General features: G+C 54.8%; 15 protein-coding genes and 1 tRNA gene. 6 read left to right on the top strand and 10 right to left on the bottom strand.

The window, feature by feature from the left end; all coding sequences use genetic code 11:
- Positions 1-28 precede the first annotated feature (28 nt).
- On the bottom strand, positions 29-940 hold the full coding sequence (locus SH573x_RS16100; RefSeq protein ID WP_479348617.1) for an acyl-CoA desaturase: 912 nt from the start codon (positions 938-940) through the stop codon (positions 29-31).
- Between the two features lie 168 nt (positions 941-1,108).
- Here SH573x_RS16100 and SH573x_RS16095 point away from each other — a divergent pair, with 168 nt between their 5' ends.
- From SH573x_RS16095 to SH573x_RS16070, 6 genes are all read left to right on the top strand, one after another.
- Positions 1,109-1,465 (top strand): hypothetical protein, encoded by a 357-nt coding sequence (locus tag SH573x_RS16095; protein ID WP_479348615.1) that lies wholly within the window; start codon positions 1,109-1,111, stop codon positions 1,463-1,465.
- Positions 1,466-1,527: 62 nt separating this feature from the next.
- Complete coding sequence (locus SH573x_RS16090; protein ID WP_479348614.1) at positions 1,528-2,691, top strand: Gfo/Idh/MocA family protein; 1,164 nt, start codon at positions 1,528-1,530, stop codon at positions 2,689-2,691.
- Positions 2,692-2,939: 248 nt separating this feature from the next.
- A complete protein-coding gene (locus SH573x_RS16085; RefSeq protein WP_479348613.1) occupies positions 2,940-4,022 on the top strand; it encodes an SMP-30/gluconolactonase/LRE family protein in 1,083 nt (360 codons plus the stop codon).
- Positions 4,019-5,329 carry an MFS transporter gene (locus SH573x_RS16080; RefSeq protein ID WP_479348612.1) on the top strand — a complete coding sequence of 437 codons (1,311 nt, stop codon included), beginning with the start codon at positions 4,019-4,021 and terminating at the stop codon, positions 5,327-5,329. Before SH573x_RS16085 ends, SH573x_RS16080 begins: the two co-directional genes overlap by 4 nt.
- 109 nt (positions 5,330-5,438) lie before the next feature.
- A complete protein-coding gene (locus SH573x_RS16075; protein WP_479348611.1) occupies positions 5,439-6,461 on the top strand; it encodes a peptidyl-alpha-hydroxyglycine alpha-amidating lyase family protein in 1,023 nt (340 codons plus the stop codon).
- 72 nt (positions 6,462-6,533) lie between these two features.
- Positions 6,534-7,640, top strand: a complete 1,107-nt coding sequence (locus SH573x_RS16070; RefSeq protein ID WP_479348610.1) for a zinc-dependent alcohol dehydrogenase — start codon at positions 6,534-6,536, stop codon at positions 7,638-7,640.
- Positions 7,641-7,747: 107 nt separating this feature from the next.
- Here the strand turns inward: SH573x_RS16070 and SH573x_RS16065 are convergent, their stop codons facing one another.
- The 9 genes from SH573x_RS16065 to SH573x_RS16025 all read right to left on the bottom strand — a co-directional run bounded on the left by SH573x_RS16065 (position 7,748) and on the right by SH573x_RS16025 (position 21,082).
- A complete protein-coding gene (locus SH573x_RS16065; RefSeq protein ID WP_479348609.1) occupies positions 7,748-9,706 on the bottom strand; it encodes a right-handed parallel beta-helix repeat-containing protein in 1,959 nt (652 codons plus the stop codon).
- A 173-nt stretch (positions 9,707-9,879) separates the two neighbouring features.
- On the bottom strand, positions 9,880-10,188 hold the full coding sequence (locus tag SH573x_RS16060) for a ubiquitin family protein (RefSeq protein WP_479348608.1): 309 nt from the start codon (positions 10,186-10,188) through the stop codon (positions 9,880-9,882).
- Positions 10,185-11,342, bottom strand: a complete 1,158-nt coding sequence (locus SH573x_RS16055) for a WD40/YVTN/BNR-like repeat-containing protein (protein ID WP_479348607.1) — start codon at positions 11,340-11,342, stop codon at positions 10,185-10,187. The genes SH573x_RS16060 and SH573x_RS16055 overlap by 4 nt, the downstream gene beginning before the upstream one ends.
- A gap of 849 nt (positions 11,343-12,191) precedes the next feature.
- Complete coding sequence (locus tag SH573x_RS16050) at positions 12,192-14,225, bottom strand: tetratricopeptide repeat protein (protein ID WP_479348606.1); 2,034 nt, start codon at positions 14,223-14,225, stop codon at positions 12,192-12,194.
- A 176-nt stretch (positions 14,226-14,401) separates the two neighbouring features.
- The gene (locus SH573x_RS16045) at positions 14,402-15,658 is read right to left on the bottom strand and encodes a Gfo/Idh/MocA family protein (protein ID WP_479348605.1); all 1,257 of its coding nucleotides are present in this window, start codon (positions 15,656-15,658) and stop codon (positions 14,402-14,404) included.
- 758 nt (positions 15,659-16,416) lie between these two features.
- Positions 16,417-16,490 (bottom strand) — tRNA-Arg (locus SH573x_RS16040).
- A 109-nt stretch (positions 16,491-16,599) separates the two neighbouring features.
- Positions 16,600-18,366, bottom strand: coding sequence for a cytochrome c peroxidase (locus SH573x_RS16035; protein WP_479348604.1), 1,767 nt, complete (start codon positions 18,364-18,366; stop codon positions 16,600-16,602).
- On the bottom strand, positions 18,363-19,553 hold the full coding sequence (locus SH573x_RS16030; protein ID WP_479348603.1) for a S41 family peptidase: 1,191 nt from the start codon (positions 19,551-19,553) through the stop codon (positions 18,363-18,365). The genes SH573x_RS16035 and SH573x_RS16030 overlap by 4 nt, the downstream gene beginning before the upstream one ends.
- Before the next feature lie 215 nt (positions 19,554-19,768).
- A complete protein-coding gene (locus tag SH573x_RS16025) occupies positions 19,769-21,082 on the bottom strand; it encodes a hypothetical protein (RefSeq protein WP_479348602.1) in 1,314 nt (437 codons plus the stop codon).
- Positions 21,083-21,281: the final 199 nt, after the last annotated feature.

Genomic DNA, 21,281 nt, shown 5'->3' with positions numbered 1-21,281 from the left:
AACGTGTTGGCAAGAGTTTCCCCGCCAATCAACGGCGGCTTCGATCGCCTTGAAGCTCTCTGCTAGGCAGTTTAATGTTCCAAGCCAGGCCGAGCAGCTCCAAGAGACGAATAACCCAGTAACTCACGTCGATTTGCCACCAACGCAGGCCATGCCGCGCGGAAGTCGGAAACGCATGGTGAGTGTTGTGCCAGCCTTCACCAAGAGCCAGAATGCCGAACAGAAAGTTGTTGCGACTTTGATCGTTGCTCTTATACGGTCGCTGACCCCACAGATGGCACGCCGAGTTGACGCTCCACGTGACATGGTGCACCAGGAAAATGCGTACCAAGCCACCCCAGACAAATCCGGTTATGAATCCAGTCCAAGTGCCTGAAATGAGCCCACCCAAAGTTGCCGGCAAGAGGAGGCTAAGCGTAACCCACAGCGGAAAAAGCCGACTGGCGACCACCAGTGCACGACTAGCTTTTAGGTCTTTGATGTAACGCTCCAGGTCGACCGGTTCGCGGGCAAAGAGCCAACCGACGTGGGCATGCCAGAAGCCTTTTAGCACGCCCAGGATACCGCTACCCTCGTGGTGAGGTGAGTGGGGATCGTTCGGCGTATCTGCGTGAAGGTGGTGCGTCCTATGCCTGGCCACCCAGCGAAAGAGTGGACCCTGAACCGCCATCGAGCCCAGCACTACCCACACAAACTTCATCCAAGTAAAGGTCTCAAAAGACTTATGCACGAACAGTCGATGAAAGCCGACTGTGATCCCCAGGACCGTAATAACATACATACCCAACAGCAGCCACAGATCTGTCCAATGGAATCCCCAACCCCAAACAACGAAGGGCGCAATCAGCACGCCCAGCAACGGCAATAAGATGCCGATAAAGGTGACGATTCGCACAGCTAGCTTGCGAGATTGAAGTCGAGGATTTGGAACCTGCTGCATTGCGTTCACTAATCGGTAGCATTTCGACATAGTCTTCGTTTACGTTTGGAACTCAATCACGCGGATATAGCAATTGCTGCGCCTGCTGCCAACGTTGCCGGAGAATCGAGTGCTATAACACGGCGTTCGTGACAGGCGGATCGCCACCTAGGTAGCTTGGCATCCGACTTGCTTCTAACTGCCGCGGATGGGTTTGCGATTCCGAAGCTATCGGAGTCGGCACTCAGCGATGTCTGTAATTCCTCTGAACACTTAGCAAAGGTAACGCTCATCGGAGTTGGTATTCTGAGTTTGGTTCAGTGGCCAGCCATGCTAGTTACGCTAGCGGCTGCCTGGCTGGTCACCTCGCCTCGCCCTGCGCCGCGGCGTTGGGGCTTTCGCTTATTCATTCTGAGTAATCTGCTGTGGATCGTCTGGGGAATGTTCAGCCAAGCCTACGCCCTCGTGTTCTTACAGGTTGGTTTGTTCCTGATCAATTGGCATGGCACGGAAAATCAGCCGCGTAGCAGTAGTGAGTCGGAATAAGTTGTGCATATTGGCAATCGCACCATTCCTACCTAAGACTTTGTCGGAGTTTGGCCACGATCATGTCACAGTTTTCACTTCAAACTAGTCGTCGACATTTCCTGGCAACCTCGGGCGTAGTGGGGACCGGGTTGGTTTCGGGAGTGCTCAGTCACGCAGCCGACGATCCTCCTCTTGCGCCGCCCGACAAGCAACCGCCTAACCTGGAGTTACCCAAAGTGATCCAACGCAAGGTGGGATGGGCTATCGTGGCTCTGGGCAAGCTGGCTCTTGAAGAAGTGATGCCTGCGTTCGCTCTGGCGAAGTATTCCACACCCGTGGCTTTGGTCAGCGGCCACCCGGATAAGGCCACTCGTGTCGCAGAAGCGTATGGTATTGATCAGAAGAATATCTTCAACTACGACAACTATGAACGCCTGGCAGAGGTCGAAAAAGTAGAGGTGGTCTATATCATCTTGCCCAACAGCATGCATGCCGAATTCACAATTCGCGCACTCAACGTGGGCAAGCACGTTTTGTGCGAAAAGCCCATGGCGGCTTCAATCGAAGAATGCGAGCAGATGATCAGCGCAGCGCAAGCCGCCGATCGCAAGTTGATGATCGCTTACCGCTTGCGTTACGAGCCCTTCAATCAACGTGTCATCGAGCTTTGCCAGAATAAGAAGTTCGGCAAGATTCGGAGCATCATCGCCACCAATGCCCAAGTAGTCAATCCGCCCAACATCCGACTGAGCGCAGAGTTGGCAGGAGGCCCACTGGGCGACATTGGCATCTATTGTCTCAATGCGACCCGTTATATCACGGGTCAGGAACCCATCGAGGTCGAAGCCGACAGTTTCCAACCAGCAGATGATCCGCGCTTCCGAGAAGTACCCGAGAGCGTTTCGTTCAGCCTGCGATATCCGGATGGCGTGTTGGCCCACTGCGGCTGTTGTTTTGGGGCGGCCGAAAGTCGCTACTATCGAATTGAGTGCATCGATGGAGTGATAGAACTGGAGGATGCATTTGCCTATCGCGGCCAGCGTTTGAAAATTCATACCAGCTCCGGTACGCTCGAAGAAGACATCATCCCCGAGAATCACTTCGCTGCTGAAATGGATCACTTCTCGCGCTGCATCCTCGATTCGCGAGAGCCCCGGACACCCGGACAAGAGGGTCTGCAAGACGTCCGACTGATGGTCGCGATCGAAGAGGCAGCACGCAGCGGTCGGCGAGTCCGCGTCTAATATTCTTGCTAAGATAGTTTACATGTAAAGTATCTCCCGTGGTTTCCCGGCCATGCGGGTGAGGCTGTGCGCAGCCACAAAATCCCAAGAGATCTCTCCTGCCTTTTTCCACGAACATGCAGGGGGATTGGGTTAAGGCTGTTGCTTTTCCCTTCTGAACGCCGTTATGCTGATCGTCCCACCGCAGAGTACAGAGCTACTCAACGAGCCACCGGGCTTTCCACTTCCCCTGCGATTTGGACTTCAGCATGAATTCAATAGAGATTGGTCGTGTGTTATGCATCCCACTGGCGGTCGCGTTTTGTCTCATAGAGCTGAGCGTCTGCGATGCTACGCAGCCGCTGGATAATCCGATTTTCGCTGAGGGGGCCAAGCTGGAACGCGTCCATGCGCGGCAGGCCAAACTGAACAGTGGTCTAACAGAGGGACCGGCCGTCGCTCCCGATGGGAGCATCTATTTCACGGACATGCCCTTTGGAGCGGACCAAGGCATGATCTTGCGATACGAACCAAAGTCCCATCAAGTTTCGGTCTTCACCGATCGCTCGGGCAAGTCCAATGGTCTGGCTTTCTTGGCGGATGGATCGATGGTGTCGTGCGATGGAGCCGATGGTGGCGGAAGACGCTTAGTGCGGTGGGACATAAAGACTGGCAAGGATGAAACATTGGCCGACCGCATTGACGGGCGACGATTCAATTCGCCGAACGATCTCTGTGTAGATTTGCAGGGCAACATCTACTTTACTGATCCGCGGTACGGCGGTAATGAGCCACGTGAATTGGAACGAGAGGCCGTTTATCGACTCAGTCCGGCTGGCAAAGTGATCGAGATAACCAGGGAGGTCGAGAAACCAAACGGAATCGTGTTGAGCCCTGATCAGCGAACGTTGTATGTGGGCGACCATAACAATGGTGGCAATCGCTTGAAGCCCACCGATCCTGAACCACGCCGCGGAGCCATGAAAGTCTATGCGTTCCCGCTGAACTCAGATGGACTCGTGGACGGGCCACGCCGCGATTTGGTTGACTTTGGAAAGGAAAACGGTTGCGACGGTATGACTGTCGATTCGCAGGGTAATGTCTATCTCGCGTGCCGCAGTCTTGCCCGCCCAGGTATTATGGTCGTCGATCCGACGGGGCGCGAACTAGCGTTTCTCGAGACAGGACCATCTCATCAAAGCGGTCTCTTTGATGATTGGCGAGGAATTCCAAGTAATGTCGAGTTTGGCACGGGTGCCGACTCACACTCGCTGTATGTCACTATCGACAAGGACTTGTACCGTATTGCGGTGAAGACTCAGGGCTTCCATCCGCACCTGGTGAAGCCATGACGCAAGTCGCCGGCCCACCGATGGGCGAAGGGCTCGATTCACAGACCAAAGAGAACGCCGCGCCGAGACTCCGCGATTTATCATCGCAACAGTGGAAGTCAGGCATTGCTGCTTGGCTTGGGTGGTTATTCGATGGCCTGGACATGCACTTGTACGTCTTGGTCGCTACGCCTTTCGTGGCCGAACTGATTCATGCGACGCGTCCCAATGATCCAGCTGTCGGGTATTACGGATCATGGATTCAGGCATCGTTTTTATTCGGCTGGGCACTGGGTGGCAGTGTGTTTGGGCGCATCGCTGATCGTCTGGGGCGAAGTCGCGCGTTGATGCTCACGATTTTGACGTACGCCATGTTCACGGGGTTGTCGTATTTCGCCCAGACGTGGTGGCAGTTGCTGATCTTTCGGTTTTTGGCCGCCTTGGGCATTGGTGGCGAGTGGGCGGTGGGGGCAGCCTTGATTTCGGAAACGTGGCCTCGAACGTGGCGACCTTGGATGGCAGCCGTGCTCCAGACGGGTGTGAACCTCGGTGTTATGCTGGCAGGCTTGGCTAATTTTCTGTTGGCCGACTATCCCAAACGCACCGTGTTCTTAGTCGGTATCTTGCCCGCGCTGTTGGTACTGTGGATTCGACGCGCAGTGCCGGAACCGGAGGAATGGCACACAGCTCGACGGAACGCCTTTGGATTGCAACCTCAGTTCTTCGATTTGTTTCGCGGCGCAGTCCTGCGGACGACTTTGCTGACGCTGACCGTCTGTACGTTAGCGCTAACGGGACACTGGGCCTTTATGTTCTGGCACTTGCAGCACATCCGCAATCTCGGAGTAACGTTGGGCTGGGACGAAGTCAAGCTGAGTCAGTATGTCAGCCAGATTGTTTGGCTAGTCATGTTATCTTCGATCACTGGGAATTTCGTCGCCGGTTGGCTCGCCCAGTATCTGCGATATCGTCGAACGATCGCGCTGCTGTGTGGATTCTATTTCGTAGCCATGTTCTTGACGTACTTCAACGCACGTGATCCAAATGCGATGTGGTATGGGTTGGCGGCCATTGGCATGTGTCACGGCGTATTCGCTTTATTCACGATGTATTTGCCGCCACTGTTTCCGACCTTGCTGCGAACGACCGGTGCTGGGTTTTGCTATAACATTGGTCGCATTGTAGCTGGGCTGGGGACCGTAGCATTTGGGCTGCTGACAAAGGTCGGCGACTATCGAGTAGCCCTTTTATATGCGGGCTGTCTGTTTGTGCCGGCCGCGATTGTGGCTTGTTATCTACCTGAGCCAGCAGATGAATCGCTGGGGTGAGACGCTACCTTTGTAGAGCTGGCCCTGCCGCGTGGCAAATAACGAACAATCTTTGTAGTAACTACCTGTTGATTCAAGATCTCTCTTCAAGCGAAATGGACCGTTCGGCGTGCTTAGCAATTCACCATCATTGACGCAGGCGGAAACGGTTTGCCGCCAGGCAGGTTATACACCCGACGATCATTGGGCAAAGTTGCCCATCGGCTATACGTGGACCGAAGTCACCGCCATTGCCGTCGATTCACAAGATCGGGTCTTTGTGTTTAATCGCGGCGACCATCCCGTGATTGTCTTTGACTGCCAAGGCAACTTCCTGCGTTCATGGGGAGAAGGCGTTTTTGCTCGACCGCACGGGATTACGATTGGGCCAGACGATATGGTCTACTGCACCGATGACCTCGATCATACGGTCCGAAAATTTACGCCCGACGGTCAGTTGATTATGACCATGGGCACCAGTGGCCAACCATCGAAAACTGGAGCTACGAGTATTGACTTCCGTACTATTGAACGTGCAGGCCCGCCGTTTTACTTCCCCACCAATGTAGCTTTGGGGCCCGAGGGCGACATCTATGTATCCGACGGCTACGGCAACGCGCGGATCCACCGCTTTTCACCGACGGGGCAATTGTTGCAGTCATGGGGGTCGCCTGGCACGGCTCCCGGCGAATTTCGCGTGCCACATGGACTGGCCATCGATGATGATGGAACAGTGATCGTGGCTGATCGCGAGAACAGTCGCTTGCAGTTCTTTTCGCCCACGGGTGAATTTCTGCGACAGTGGCAGGATATCGCTCGTCCATGCCAGGTTGTCCTGGATAAAGCTGGGCGGATCCTTGTCGCTGAGCTGGGATATCGAGCGGGTATGTGGCCGGGGACCTCGCCGCCACGTGCAGATGCAACGGGCGGCCGCATCAGTATCTATAGTTCCGATGGCCAACTGCTCAGTCGATGGGGAGGTGGCGACACACCTTGCGCTGCTGGCGATTTTTTTGCGCCTCACGATCTATGTCTGGATAGTCACGGTGACTTGTACGTTGCCGAAGTCGTGATGTCAGCCGGGGGGAATCGCGGTCTCGTAGCGCCAGATTGCCATACGTTACAGAAATTTCGTTGTATGCATCGAGCGTAATGCAGACGCGTGCGATGATTGCGCAGTCAGCCTTGAATCAGGCGCAGACCAATAGCAACTGAGGGACGATCGATGAAAGCTTGGCGATTCTATGATTTTGGCGACTTTCGCCTGGATGATATTCCCGTACCCGCTGTGCAACCGCGGCATGTATTAGTTGAGCCGTTGTGCGTCCAGCCCAGTGTAACTGAGGCCCAATTGGCTTTTGGTATTCCCACGTTAGCGTACGACCGAGTGAAACGCCGATTACAGGAGGAAGCTCCGATTCAATTGTTTGGTCACGAGTTCTGTGCGCGCATCATCGAAGTCGGGCCAGGCGTGGAACGGTTTCGAGTAGGTGACCGCATAGCAGCCCGGGCCAAGCTGCCTTGCGAAAGCTGCCCGCTGTGTTTGTCGGAGAGAAGTTTTCTCTGTCGACGCGGTCCGGTAATCGGTTTTGATCAACCCGGGTGCTTCAGCGAAATTGCACTGTTGCCGGAAATCGCGCTGGTCGCTGTTGACGATTGCATCTCGGATAGTCAGGCTGCTTGTCTGCAATCGCTCAGCGATAGTATCGCGGCTGTGGAAACTGCCGGCATTCAAATGGGTGACTCGGTGGTTATCTTTGGACAAGGCACGATGGGGCTGGAGTGCTTGCAAGTTGCCCGCATAAGCGGGGCCGGGCGAATCATCACTGTCGACGTGCGTGAAGAATCCTGCCGGATCTCCAAGGAACTAGGAGCAGATCACGCATTAAACGCCAAGAACTGCGATGTGGTAGCGGCGATTCGAGATTTGACCGAAGGTAACGGCGCCGATATCGCTTTCGAATGCGCAGGGGGGAGTCCCAAGCAGGGCCTGGCCGGTACCACTTCGCTGCGCCAAGCGATCGATGCCGTACGCTCTGGAGGCAAGCTGATCGGCGTATCCTGGTTCGGCGCGCCATTGGAGATGAACATCGACTTGCTGCGTGAACGTAGTCTGCGTTACTTATTCCCCGATATAAGCACCAGGGCCCATCTGGAACATACTGTACGTTTAGTTGCGTCGGGCCGAATACAGCTGGAGTCGACAATCACGCATGTGCTGCAGGGTATCGAATCGGTGCCTCAGGCGTTTGAGATTACCGCCAATAAAGGTAAGTACCAAGCCATCAATCCCGCTCAGGTTGTCATGAAGCAGAGTTCCGCCAGCCAATAGCCTAACCGCAGAAGTCTTGCCTGGTGCAGTGCCCCCTCCCGCAGACGAAGGCTGAACGCCTCGTCTGCGACCTCCCCCGCTGCGCGGTGGAGGTGACAGTGAAGCGACTATCGATAGAAGGGTTGCGCCTTTAGCCAGCGAGCTCCCCACACCGGTAGTGGCTTGCCCTGTTCCAGCGCGCCCAGGTCAGGTGCCTGGCCAGCATAGTCTTCGTTAACTGTGGGAATAACTTCGCCGGCATCGATGGCAGCTGCGCCTGAAGCCAGCTGAAAATCGAGATCCACGGCATGATAGACAGCGTGCCGCTCTTTAGGATTGGGTGGCTGCAGATTGGAAGCGAATACATCGAAGTCGACTTCGATGCCGTGCTGTTCTTGATTGGTCCCTTGGCTAAACTCTTTCAAAGTACCAAAGATCTGCCAGTCACTATTCGTAGGTTCGTAAAACGTTTGACCTGGTTTAGGGCCGAGCCAGGTGTATTGCGCCTGGACACCTTGGTTGGGGCGATAACCGTTGTAGTCGCTGCTATAGGCGTCTGTGGCGTTGGCCCAAGTCATAATGCCTCGATCTGGCGTGTCGCGACCGAGAAAGAGGTTATTGCGGTAATGCATATTGGACGTCGGGTCTTTGGCGACTTGTTCACAGATGAGCGTATTGTGATACGCAAACACGCCGGCAGCCTTGGCAGAAAATTTGAACGCTACTCCGCTGGGAACATGGTAAGCGATGTTGCCAATAAAGTAAGCCGGGCCACCAAACACAGGCTGTGAACTGTAACCACCATGAGCCGCATTGACACCGCGATTGTTCAGCACGCGAATATTGTGGACTCCGCCATCGGTTTCCACAAAGTCATCGTTCAGCATGTGCATATCGTTGTTGTAGATATCAATCGCGGAAGCTCGATGGTGCGGATCACCAGGTGGTGTGCCGTAGGTCGACACTCCAATTGCATCATGAAAGTAAGCGATCGAGTTGTGAGCGATCACATGACCGGTACCATAAACTTTCACGGCGTAGTAACTGGTGACCCGATGGGATCCATACGGACCGGCGCTGGCCCACAGCGGTCCCGTCCAGCCGATCAAGCGAAAGCGATCATCGCGCCCCAGGAAGATATTGTCCGCAATGTAAAAGTCACTCGAGCCCGCGAACTCAGTCCACACGCCAAAACCCACGTTTTCAAAGCGACAGTTCTTGACTGTCAAGCCGATCGCGCCCAGCACTTCCTTCTGACCAGCGAAGATGCCTACATCGGTATTGCGGATCGTGATTCCATCAAAGATGTGGTACTGCGAAGCCATGACATCAAAAACGCGATGATTGCCATCGCCATCGAACACGACATCGCCGTCCCCCGCGCTCTTGATCGTTATCGGCTTGTCGGGTGTAGCTTTGATCGTAAGCGGCATGGTGCCATCAAAGGGTGTCATCATGGGGTCGACATAGTTGGTGCGTTCCGATCGATACATACCGGCATGCATTACAATCGTATCGCCTGGTTGAACACGTCGTTCCCAAACCATATTCCAGTCACCCAGTCCCGCTCCATAGTAGGCTTCCATAAGACAGGAATAGTTGGGCTCTTGCTTGGGGCCAACATGATCGATCGGATAGACGTGCAGGGTACGGCCACCACTAAAGGGTTGAGGCTCGGTTCGGGTTTCGACGATAGTTGTGTGTGAGGCTTGTCCTTGGACGCCGTCGGGATCGGTCAGGTTGAAATCGCATTCATACCGCGTACCCGGTTTCAAGTTCAGGATGCTGCCCGCGAACCCATGGGGCACCGTGTATTCAAGATTTTCTCGGCGGCGATATATTTTCTCGCCTCCCATACGAACTAGCGGCAGGGCCTGCCGCCAATCTGTGGCACCCACTTCACGGAACTTGACATCGACCTTCGAATTGCGATTGTCATCTCCTTGGATAGACCATTCGAATCCTAGATGATGCAACGTGGGATGCTCGACGGTAAAAGTGCCCGCAGTTGTCGCGTTCTCGGCCGCTATTGCGGCCAGTGGAGAGATGGCCAAGCTGAAAAAGAGAGAGGCAAGTAATAATCGCATGCGATGTCCGCCTTAAACAAAGCTATTAGATTTGGGGAGCGCTAGTATAGACTCTCCAGGCGGCAGAGTGTCTCCTTTTGCTCCGCAAAAGGTAAGCGGCCTTTCGCGGAGCGTAGGGACGAAGAAGAGAGTACTTGCGTGGTGCCGCTGGCCTTTCGCGGAGCGAAAGGAGACTATCCGCCGGCGATGGCGCCCCAGATGATGAACGGTTCAACTCCGGTTAACACCGCTTTGGGCAGCGGCGTGTCGACTGGTTCATGCGACACGTCTTTGGAACATACAAAGTACCGCAGCAGCGGCCGGCGCTGCTTGGTGACGTGATCGCGTATGGTACCGCGCAGAGTTGGGTAAGCTAACTCAAGGGCATCGATGACCGAAGCATGCGTGGCGGGGGCGTCGATCTGCAACGCAATCTCGCTACCGACCTTCGCTAGTGTCTGCAGATGAAATGGCATGACGACCCGGATGGAGTACCGCGTCATGGCAATGTCTGGACCTCAACGGAAAGTACACGCGGTAAGTCATGGACGATGGCTTTCCAGTGATCGCCGCCGTCGGGCGAGACGTAAACTTGTCCGCCCGTTGTTCCAAAGTAGATGCCGCACTCGTCCAAAGTATCAGTTGCCATGGCATCTCTGAGGATATTTACGTAGCAATTCTCTTGTGGCAAGCCGTTGGTCAGTGGTTCCCAGACCGTGCCACCAGTGCGGCTGCGATACACGCGCAGCTTGCCTTCATGGACATAGTGTTCCGAATCGCTCTTGATCGGCACCACGAAAATTGTTTCGGGTTCACGCGGATGTACTTCGATCGGGAAGCCGAAATCGGTCGGCAAGTTTCCGCTGATGTTTGTCCACAAGTCGCCTGCGTTATCGGTTCGCATAACGTTCCAATGCAACTGCATGAAGACCACGTCGGGGCGCGAAGGGTGCAGGGCCAGCCGATGGACGCAGTGGCCGATTTCCGCTTCCTGGTCGGGAATATACCTTGATTTCAATCCGCGATTGATCGGCTTCCATGTTGTTCCGCCGTCATCGGTTCGAAAGGCTCCGGCAGCCGAGATAGCCACATAAATCCTGTTGGGATTAGTCGGATCTAGCAGAATCGTATGCAGACCCAACCCTCCCGCACCTGGCTGCCACTCCGAGCCGCGTTGAGCGCGGAGACCGGGCAGCTCTTGCCAAGTCTGCGCGCCGTCATCCGAACGAAACAAAGCTGCGTCTTCAACACCCGCATACACGACATCGATATCTGTTAGCGACGGCTCAAGATGCCAAACTCGTTTGAATTCCCAGGGATGCGGTGTACCGTCGTACCACATATGCGTCCCGACATCACCTTCGTACACAAACTTGTTGCTCGCTCCTGGAGGTTGGCCGGTGAATTCCGGTTGTGGCTCACCGCCGGGCTGCTCCCAAGTCTTGCCGCCGTCATTGGATCGCTGAATGACCTGGCCAAACCAATCGCTGCTCTGCGAAGCATAGATCCGGCCTGAGTCAACCGGCGAGCCTTTCATATGGTAAATCGTCCAGCCGGCAAATAGCGGTCCTTCGATGTTCCATTTCTCGCGCTTGCCATCGGCCGACAAAATAAATGCACCCTTGGCCGTGCCAACCAATACCCGTACGCCACTCATCGGATCGCTCCAGTTTTCGAGGTTTACTCACGCTTCAGATTGCTACACAGTGCCAGTGAGTAGTTGTCGATTGACCGGCCAGCAAATCGACAGACAAGTTTTGCATGAATTAGCCGAAAATGGTAGGCGGATTCTTGGGAGTGTTGTGGCTACCTGCCGGCAAGTCGTTTAACCCGTAGCCGCAGGCTAGGCGACCGCAGGCGTGCATCTGGCGGTGGCAAGTGATCGCTTTAAGCACGCAGACGTTCGACGCTAGCAGTGTTGGGTTAGCAGGTGCACCTCGCCTGGCGGCAAATCGTTTAACCCGTAGCCGCAGGCTAGGCGAACGAAGGCGTGCATCTGGCGCTGGCAAGTGATCGTCTTAAGCCAGCAGACGTCCGACGCAAGCAGTGTTTGGTTAGCAGGTGCACCTCGCCTGCCGGCAAGTCGTTTAACCCGTAGCCGCAGGCCGCAGGCTAGGCGAACGAAGGCGTGCATCTGGCGCTGGCAAGTGACCGTCTTAAGCCAGCAGACGTCCGACGCTAGAAGTGTTTGGTTAGCGGGTGCACCTCGCCTGCCGGCAAGTCGTTTAACCCTTGGCCGCAGGCTAGGCGAACGAAGGCGTGCATCTGGCGCTGGCAAGTGATCGTCTTAAGCCAGCAGACGTCCGACGCAAGCAGTGTTTGGTTAGCAGGTGCACCTCGCCTGCCGGCAAGTCGTTTAACCCGTAGCCGCAGGCTAGGCGAACGAAGGCGTGCATCTGGCGCTGGCAAGTGATCGTCTTAAGCCAGCAGAAGTCCGACGCTAGCAGTGTTGGGTTAGCGGGTGCACCTCGCCTGACGGCTACGGGTTAAACGATGACTTCGTGAATCACGTCGATATGTTCGCGAGTGCCCGCTTGAAGAAGGCGCCTAGGCTCTCTTGGGCTGAGATGAGTTGCTCGAGTTCCGGGATCTCTGGATGGTTCGGTTGATATTGCTTGAGCAAGTCGATCCAGTAGTAGGCTTGGGCGATCTGTCTTTTACCTACACAGGTGTAGACCGAAGCTCTTGCCAAAGCCAAAAATTCGGTGGCGTGTAGCTTCTTCCGCTGTCGCAACTGGACCAGTATGGCTTCCGCTTCGTCGAATCGCTTGAGTTTGATTTCGCGATTCGCTGCCACGATTTTGCCAAAGAAATAATCGGGGAATTTCTCAACGATTTTATCGATCAGCACGTCCGCTTCATGTGCTTTACCTTGCATACTTAATGCAGCAGCCAAATTGTTCAGGACGTCAGGTTCTTCACTTTGCGGCGGTTGGACCTTTCGCAGCATGTGCTCGGCCTTGGCTCCATCTTCTGCCGTTAGCGCCATAAACGCATCGCTGAGCAGCCGATCGGTCTCGTCATCTCGACCTTCGACTTCGCTCGCCTCATATGTAATCTCGAAATCAAACGGTTCGATATGCTGCAATTGGCCGCGCGTGTAAAAGGGAATGAGCGGTTCAAAAGCAACTCCATTTCCCAGAAACGTCATCAAGACTATCCGACGTACCTCATCGGTTCCGCGTGGTCCTTGGACGTAATTGATCAAACTGGCTTTTGTTTGGCTCAGCTGACTTTCGTCGGCGAGCAGAGCGGCAACCCGCTGGCTAGCGGAATCACCTCGCTCTAACATTGCGGGGATCATCCGCTCGACTTCTGGGTATTTGGCTAAGAAATCCCGTGTCATCTTCGTGATGGCCGCGAATGCTTGCTTCCGATCATTGTCAGTCGTTGGCATGCCGCTTAGGATCTCTCGAATCTGTGTTTGTTGAGATCGTGAAAACCATTCTTGCAAATGAAAATACGCTGGTCCCCATTGTTCTTGTGGAGGCTTTTTCAAGTCGTCGAGATTTGATTTGGCCGTTAACTTGTCGCTGGTGAGCTTGACCGCTTCCTTCCAGAGCGGAATCGCGGATTGAATGTCACCTGCGCGAGCCAGGCTGGTCGCGTAATAGTTGGTTAACATGGCCACATCCGTGGGCCACTCTTCCAACCAATTCTGCCGCTTGGCCTCCTCGTAGGCCCAGCCGATTCGATCATCCAGACCGACGAATGCAAATGACTGAGCCGCTTTGCTTAAGTCGCTGATCTGCCGCGGTGGCAGTGTCATCAGCACAACGGCATCGGCCCGGCTCTGATCGGGCTGGCCGTTAAAGTATGCCAAGCGACACCGAACGGCCCGCGCAAAGAAATTGTTCGGAGCCAGATCTAGAGTTTCGTTGATGACTCTCAATGCCTGCTGGCTATTAGAGTTCAGCGCCCAAGCTTCGGCCAGGTTATTGCGAATTCTCACATCGGCTGGATAGTTTTTCAGATGCTCTTCGGCTCGCTTGATCACCTCATCAAAGCGTCCGATCTCAAAGATGTGCAAAATCTTTTCCGCAGATGCCAACCTCGGCAAGTCTTTGGGCAAATCGTCGATCAAGGACTCGAGATACTCAGGCAACAACTTCCTCAAGGAAGCCAGCCCTTCCACGGCAATTGTTGCGGCAGGATGATTAGGAGCACGTTGCAAGAACCGTTCGTAATATTCAATGGCCGATACCGGTTGCATGGTGGCAAACGCCCCAATGGCGGCCATCATGATTGCATCAGGATCGTCAGGAGTGCGTTCAACCAGTAACATCGCAGCCCGAGCGTATTCACCGAGGTCCTGGAGCTCATTTAGTACGCTCACGTAGAGTCTTAACGCGTCGAGACTCAGTGGCCCATGTGATTCCATTTCTTGCAACAAACGCCTGGCTTGTGCCGGATCTTTGTTATCAATGTACGCCGTGCGTACGCGGTCCAAAGCCCGCTGCGTGCTGACGTGTGGTATTAGGGAACCAACTCGTGTGCGTCGCTGAAGTTTGGCTTTTTTATTTCCCCGTTTCGTCGCCATCGCTGATTTCCTCCGTGTCTACTACGAGCAAATGTTGCGGAGTGTCCGCGTGCTCGAAATTATATAGCTAGGGTCGTCGTGAGAGTACTACGGTATGGCAAAAACCAACAGTGTCTCCTTTCGCTCCGCGAAGGGCAACTTGCCTTTGTAGAGCCAAAGAAGACACAGCTGTCAATCTAACAATCTGGGGCGTTTCGACTGACGATGTGACAGGGTAAGCCGCTGAGGTCATAGTGTATCTCTTGGACCAACCCCGAATCCAAACTTCTTCTACCCGCTTCCAGAATGGCAGTAACAAGCGATGTCTGATCGGCAGTTGCCAGAATGTCTCCGAACTCGTGCACTTGAGAGTGGCCATTGCCAATAGCGATCACCGCATCGACAAAGAGGTCAATACTCCGATAGCCATAAGCCAACTGACCTGCGAATTGACCATCTAGGCCCGGAGTGTATTTCATGAACAATGGGTTAGCCGAGGCAAACCGCTGGCCGTCGATCGCCACTGTGTAACCGCGGTGCGCTTGATCGACCGTTACCTCGCCGCCTTGGCCCATGTAAAAGAATCGTTGCTGAGAATGCACGTCGCTGGGTGGAGCGACCCACGAGGCTGTATAGGTTGCCGTTCCCAAGTTGCCGGAAGCTAAGTTTTCCCAAGTGACATGCAGCGAAATTGTATCCTCGGTTTTAAGGCCTTTCGAACTGGCGATGCCAGTAGCTGCGGTTGCGTAGACTGAACGCGGCAGGGCTTTGCCCGCCAGCGCCCAAGCGTGAAAATCGACATGGTGAGCGTTCAGGTAGTAGCTGATGTCGCTGTCGCTGGCCCAGCCCTTAAACGTCTCCAATTGTGTCTTGGGTTGACTCATGTAGGCCGCAAAGCTGCTGAAGTCGCCGAGGGTGCGAATGCGATCACGAGCATCTGCATAAATAGGATCCCAGCGTTTGTGCACTTCCATGGCCACCAACACGTTGTGTTGGCGAGCCGCTTCGATGAGCCGCCGATGCTCCGCCAAGAGTTTGACCAGCGGCTTAGCTACCAACACATGCAGCCGTCGCTGGGTGGCAGCCATCGCGATCGGGAAGTGCGTATTGTCAGGAGTGAAGATGGTCACAAAGTCGCCCGGTCTCATCGCATCCATGGCTGTCAGATAAGCATCGGGATCGCGGGCGACGTCGTCTGCCGGAAACGTGCGGCAGGATATGTCCAGGTCGCAATACTTGTCGGCAAGGGCCCGCTGCATATGCTCGCGGATACCAGGAAACTTGGTACCCGTAGTACCAGCCATCGAAAGTTCCGCAACTTTCCCTCGTCGCCTCAGGTCAAACATGGTCAGCGCTACCACACCTGCACTCTTATCTGATTGGCTGGCACCGTCATGGACATAACCCGTTGTGTATTCGCCGGTACCAATCATCAAGCCATTAGGAATGATCATTACCTGTTCACCTGCCCGCCACCAGAATGAAGTGTGCCCCACGTCGATCCGGCCAATATAGGCCGAGCCAATATTGACGAACAGAGGACACCTTGGAGTGCGGTGCCCGCGCCTGACGTCAAATCGTTTAACCCGTAGCCGAAGGCTAGGCGAACGCAGCGGTTGATTCTCAGTGACAAGTTCCTGGCCAACGCATTTGGATGCACAGATAAACGCAGACTGGGTTAGCAAGTGCACCTCCTGACGGCAAATCGTTTAACCCGTAGCCGAGGGCTAGGCGAACGCGACTCTGACGCTGCAAGTCACTGACCAACGCACGTGGATGCTCAGGTAACCGCAGAGTGGGTTAGCAGGTGCACCTCGCCTGACGTCAAATCGTTTAACCCGTAGCCGAAGGCTAGGCGAACGCAGCGACTGACTTTGAGGCTGCAAGTCACTGACCAACGCACATGGATGCTCAGGTAGCCGCAGAGTTGGTTAGCAGGTGCACCTCGCCTGACGGCAAATCGTTTAACCCGTAGCCGAAGGCTAGGCAACCGCAGCGATTGATTCTGAGGTGGCAAATCACTGACCAATGCACATGGATGCACAGGTAAACGCAGAGTTGGTTAGCAGGTTCGCCTCGCCTGACGGCTACGGGTTAAACGATGGAGCAATAACCAATGCACATGGATGCACAGGTAACCGCAGAGTGGGTTAGCAGGTGCACCTCGCCTGACGGCTACGGGTTAAACGATGAAGCAATCAAGCTTAATAAATATCCCCGAGAGGATTTGAACCTCTAACCTTCGGCTTCGGAGGCCAACGTTCTATCCAGTTGAACTACGGGGACTTCGATCACAGAACGTCATTGTAGCGGTTCGAATTGCGTTGGCAACGGAGTGCTGCCGAGTTGACCGTTGCCGAGAGAATTCATTTAGTTGATGTGTAAAGGAATATTGCTACAGCTTGAGCAAAAACTCTATCAGCTCGCGAACCTCTTGGTCTGTCGCCTTCTCCGGGTGCTCTCGCAGCAGTTGCTCCAGCGTTTCATAACGCGCGTCGTGCATTAAACGATGGCGGTGGCGGACACCCTCTAGCGTCGGGGGATTAAATTGACGATGGCCTGCTTCGTCGGACAAGCCGATATCATAAGTGGCGGCACTGGTGTAGCGCTGGTCCGGATTGTGGCAACGGGCGCAGCGCGTTTGGAAAAGCGGTGGCGGACCAATAGCCCCAGATTCCCCCGCAGCAACTGGTGACGATTCCAGCGAGGCGGATAGGCCTTGTTTCAAGTACTCAGCCAAGTCCGCGGTGTTTGGCGAGCCAGGGGAATGCATCGTAGTGGCCAAGGTGTTTGCGATCTGGTCCTCAAGCGTAAGATGTTTGCCGGTCCAAGACCAAGGAGCAGTATGACCTACTTGCATCAAACTCGGGATACGCTTGGGACTTTCATAGCTGCTGTCGCCCTGCGTATCAACCAACAAGTCGGGTGAACGGCCCTCGATGTGACAGCTGTTGCATGACATCCAACCATCATGTGATAACAGTCCAGAATAAAAAGCACGCTCTCCTCGCTCTTGAGGAGTGCTGGGCTGCACAGGCATGCCGAACCGTTTCAGTTCCTGCGGTGGTTCGTGTCGATGATCGATCAGCGAAACACTCTGCTCCAAGCGATTGATGCACAGCAGATAACGCTCGCCCAGCGGAAAGAGCTGGCTAGGGCCGGCTCCGACTTTGGTAAAGTTCGGAGATTGATTACCGGGGCCGAAGAATGCGACCTCATCGCTGCTGTGCACCGCGACGGCTCGGCGGTCACCTAACACTACCAAGCCTGCCGGATCGGCCGCTCCTTTGCCGACTCGGCCAAGTCGATAGGTTTTGCCTGGCACTCGCGGCTGTGCGCCGTTGAGTAATGACTCCAGGGTGATGCTCGACACGCTACTCTTGATCAGCAGTCCCCAATGAATATCGTCTCGAGTCGTATGCGCAATGCGACTGAGCTGCTGATGACTGACCAAAAGCTGCTGGCGATCGCGATCCAATGCTAGACCACCGATGTGATAACCATCGATCGTGGCGGCCGACTGTATGTTGGAATCACTCGCGCTCACCACGGCCAGCGCATTCCGGAAGGCATCAGCCACGACGAAGTGGTGGCTGTCGAGCTCAGTGGCGTCTTTTGGCATAAAGGCCAAGTTCAGGCGATCGGCTTGGACAAGCTGGTCCTTGTCTGGAGAAGTCCACTGCAGTAAATAAACTGCTCGGTCCCAAGTCATGGTGACACAGGCAAAATGCTGCCCAGCGCCATCGTCAGCCAGCGCGATCCGCGTTGGCTGTCCTACGAGCGGGATGATCTGCGGCGATTGCAGCAGATCACTCATACGCCACAGCATCACGCTGGACGGTTGTGAGCAAATCGCAGCTAGAAATTGGCCGTCGCGGCTGACTTGCATATCAACGATTGGGCGACTGGCGCTCACTAGCGGACGAGCTAACTCGACTGCCACCAACTCCAGCGAGTCAACGCTCAAGCGCCGCAGCTGACCATCTCGAGCCCCTGAAATAAAAGCGGCTTGCTGGTCCGGCGAAACTGCGATGGCGATCGTGCGATCAAATTGGAGCTCTTGCGCCCAAACAGAAGAACTCAGCCCCAGGCCTACGCACAAGGCGAGGATCAGCCCGGTCAGAAGTCCCCAGGTCAACCCACGGCACGCAGCGTTCATCATTGGGCTCCGCTGTCGCTGGACTCTGGAATCGCAATTACTTGCCGAGTGGCGATGCGAACGCTATGAACATCGTCTCCCAGCGGGAAGGAATCGTAGACGTGCCCAACGTGACCGTTGGGCGGAATCTGTACGATATAGCTTTCCAAGTTCTTCCACCTCAGTCCCGCCCGCAATCCAAACTGAATCGTCATGTCACTCGGGAAGGCGCCACCACCTTCGAGCAGGAATACCACGCGCCTGCTACCCAGAATGTTACCGTCTTGAGTCTTGATCGGGCTCTTACCACCGCGCGAGACTAGCTGACCCAAGGTGGCCTCGTCGACCAAAGCATCGAACAGTAAGTGATTCAAGTGCAAGTCATCGCTACGCGGAACGTGCAATTGAATTGCAGTTACTGAGTCGGGTAGCTCGTCCAAAATTTCTTCGAGCTCACTAACGGTGCTCGCCTTGATCGAATCAATCCGAATGGTAGCCAAAGTTTTAAGGTTGCTCGTTTCTTTGAAAACCGACTTCATGCGGACCACGCTTCGCGTTAATTCCAGCGTCCGAGGTTCCTCGTCGCCTGTTTGCACCACGACTTTCAGCTTGGAACCTTCCGGGCCGCGAAGCAGGTCGATGATGTCTGCAAGAGATTCACCTTCGAGCGTGTGATCATCGACCGCCAAGAGAATATCGTTGGGCAGAATTCCGGCGGCTTCAGCTGGACCACCTTCGATGATCTTGAGAAAAACAAACTTGCCCTTGTCCATGGAGGATTGAACGCCGATGCCGACATATCGATTGGCTGCCAACTGTTCGTTAACGGCCAAGACCTTCGAATCATCGATGGCGAAACCACCTGGTATCACGCGGTTGGTTTCGACGTGTTTATCCAAATCTCGGCAGTACATTGCCGCCGCAGCTTGTTTGTCGGTCAACTGCGCGCGCATTAGCGCGTAGAGTTCGTCGCGGCTACTCAGCTCCGAGATCTGCCGACTCAGGTCTGCCGGCGTATGCTCGGGATCGATATCGCGCAAGATCGCCAACACCATTTCTTGACGAGTCGGCGGCGCGTAATGATGACTAAGCACAAGTTCGATGACTGTTTCCAGTGCCTGGCACGGATTTTCCTCGAGCTGCTTCTGGGGATCCGCAGACCAGACGGGCAAAGCTAACCAGAACAGCAGCAGCGTGGTAAGCGTTTTCATTTTGTCGTTAACCTTTGCTCAATCAAAAGTCAGTAGCGCAAAAGTCGGTAGCGGAATGCGTCAAGCATTTCGAAAAAGTCAGTAGCGGAATGCGTCAAGCATTTCGAGGGATCGTCGTTTGGTCGGAATAGTTTCACTTACGAAAGCCTTGACGGCTTCCGCTACGAATACACGAAAGCCTTGACGGCTTCCGCTACGGTGGGGTGTAAGGGGGATCAATCTAGTTTCATCAGTTCTTTAGCATAGTCGATCAGCAGCGTACCGGTCTTCTCACCGAGCGAAGTGCGCGAGACGTATTCGTAGCGTTTGAAGCTGGCAAAGTCGACTTCGGTCAGTATATAACCAAAGGCATCGTTGGTTAAACCGAACAGCAAGTTGTGTTCGCCTTTCATCTTACGCTTTAGATAAAAGCCGATGTTCGGTAAAGCTTCGCCGGGGATCGTAAAAATATGGGCGTTACCTAGTTGAATGAAGTTGAGCGTGGTGGTGATCGAGTGATCGGCGTTATGGGGATACTTGAGCGGCGAGTTCTGGATGACTTGCCATAAGGTGTCATTCTCCACCGGGAATTTGGCGGACAGGCTTTGGCACTTCAGTTGCGGGGCGTCCTGTGCTTTGGCAGCTTGAATAAATCGCAACGATTCGTCGGCGAGGGTATGACCGATGCGTTGGCACTCTGGCCAATCACTTTTGCCTTTCCAATAGCCGCGAGCCGGATCGGATGGTTGCGTTAGCTCGCGGTTATCAGCCGTGATCATGCCACCTTGGGCGCCGTTAAAGAAGATGGCTATTCCGCCGGTTCGCTCTTCGATCCGCTCGCACAGCGGTCCGATCATATCGGGACTGACGATACCTTGCGCGGCGCCTAAGACTTCGGGATGCACCGCATAGTTCACTACAGTTGTGATCGGTTTATCGTCCTGGCTGAGCAACTGAATCACCGAGACACGGCGGTCATATAGATCGGGCGCATAGTAATTGAAAGCGATGCGGCCTTCGGCTTCCCCAGTGGCAACTTTCAGCTTGGCAGGTTGCAAGCTGGCTTCAGCTTCTTTGATTGCTTCGGCGGCTTGCTGAACGACGAAGTCGATGTACTTCAGATCGCCCGTATGACCGCCTTGGCCGTCAGGAAAGGCGTAGCAGTCCGGCGCGCTGTGCGTGTGGGTGGCGCCGATGATGATGTTGTGGGCAGGAATCGACTTGACTTGCGCGCGCACTCGGTCCGCCAAGACCGATGGAAAGCCGAGGGCATCTATCGCGACCATGGCGACGCTTGTTTCGCCCTGTCGGATCACCACAGCTCGAGCGGTCAGTTCGCCTTGCTTCGACTTGGGCGGTGCGGGCGGCCCCAGTCCCCCTGAGATCGGCAGCAGCGGATCAGGCGTGATGATCTTGACCGCAGCTCCAGCTCGAAGATCTTGAGCCGCAACATCAGCAGCGATCAACAATGTTAGAAGTAGAGCGGCAAACTTGTGCAGCAATGTCATGGTGGGCCATTTGAAGTTAGATGTGACAATCTTCGGACGCATTTAGTGTAGCGTCCTTTGGAGTGCTGTGGCTCCAGCCACGGCTTTGATGTGCTAACCCAACTGTAGCGCAGCCTTTATGACCCGTGCACGTCAAACGTGCGTACAGGCTGCGGAACAGTCAACGCTGACATCAAAGCGGTGCCTCGGGCACCGCACTCCAAGGTGCAGCCTGCACGCACCAATGGTCATTCCGATCGGA

Source organism: Rania fehmarnensis (assembly GCF_056494185.1).
Note: the sequence above shows the minus strand (reverse complement) of the source record. Positions and strands in the feature narration are given on the sequence as shown.

Coding starts and splice junctions, on each gene's coding strand:
- SH573x_RS16085 (WP_479348613.1), top strand. CDS start 2,940: ATGAATTCAATAGAGATTGGTCGTGTGTTATGCATCCCACTGGCGGTC.
- SH573x_RS16030 (WP_479348603.1), bottom strand. CDS start 19,553: ATGAAAACGCTTACCACGCTGCTGCTGTTCTGGTTAGCTTTGCCCGTC.
- SH573x_RS16035 (WP_479348604.1), bottom strand. CDS start 18,366: ATGATGAACGCTGCGTGCCGTGGGTTGACCTGGGGACTTCTGACCGGG.
- SH573x_RS16025 (WP_479348602.1), bottom strand. CDS start 21,082: ATGCGTCCGAAGATTGTCACATCTAACTTCAAATGGCCCACCATGACA.
- SH573x_RS16055 (WP_479348607.1), bottom strand. CDS start 11,342: ATGAGTGGCGTACGGGTATTGGTTGGCACGGCCAAGGGTGCATTTATT.
- SH573x_RS16065 (WP_479348609.1), bottom strand. CDS start 9,706: ATGCGATTATTACTTGCCTCTCTCTTTTTCAGCTTGGCCATCTCTCCA.
- SH573x_RS16100 (WP_479348617.1), bottom strand. CDS start 940: ATGCAGCAGGTTCCAAATCCTCGACTTCAATCTCGCAAGCTAGCTGTG.
- SH573x_RS16090 (WP_479348614.1), top strand. CDS start 1,528: ATGTCACAGTTTTCACTTCAAACTAGTCGTCGACATTTCCTGGCAACC.
- SH573x_RS16080 (WP_479348612.1), top strand. CDS start 4,019: ATGACGCAAGTCGCCGGCCCACCGATGGGCGAAGGGCTCGATTCACAG.
- SH573x_RS16050 (WP_479348606.1), bottom strand. CDS start 14,225: ATGGCGACGAAACGGGGAAATAAAAAAGCCAAACTTCAGCGACGCACA.
- SH573x_RS16060 (WP_479348608.1), bottom strand. CDS start 10,188: ATGACGCGGTACTCCATCCGGGTCGTCATGCCATTTCATCTGCAGACA.
- SH573x_RS16045 (WP_479348605.1), bottom strand. CDS start 15,658: ATGATCATTCCTAATGGCTTGATGATTGGTACCGGCGAATACACAACG.
- SH573x_RS16070 (WP_479348610.1), top strand. CDS start 6,534: ATGAAAGCTTGGCGATTCTATGATTTTGGCGACTTTCGCCTGGATGAT.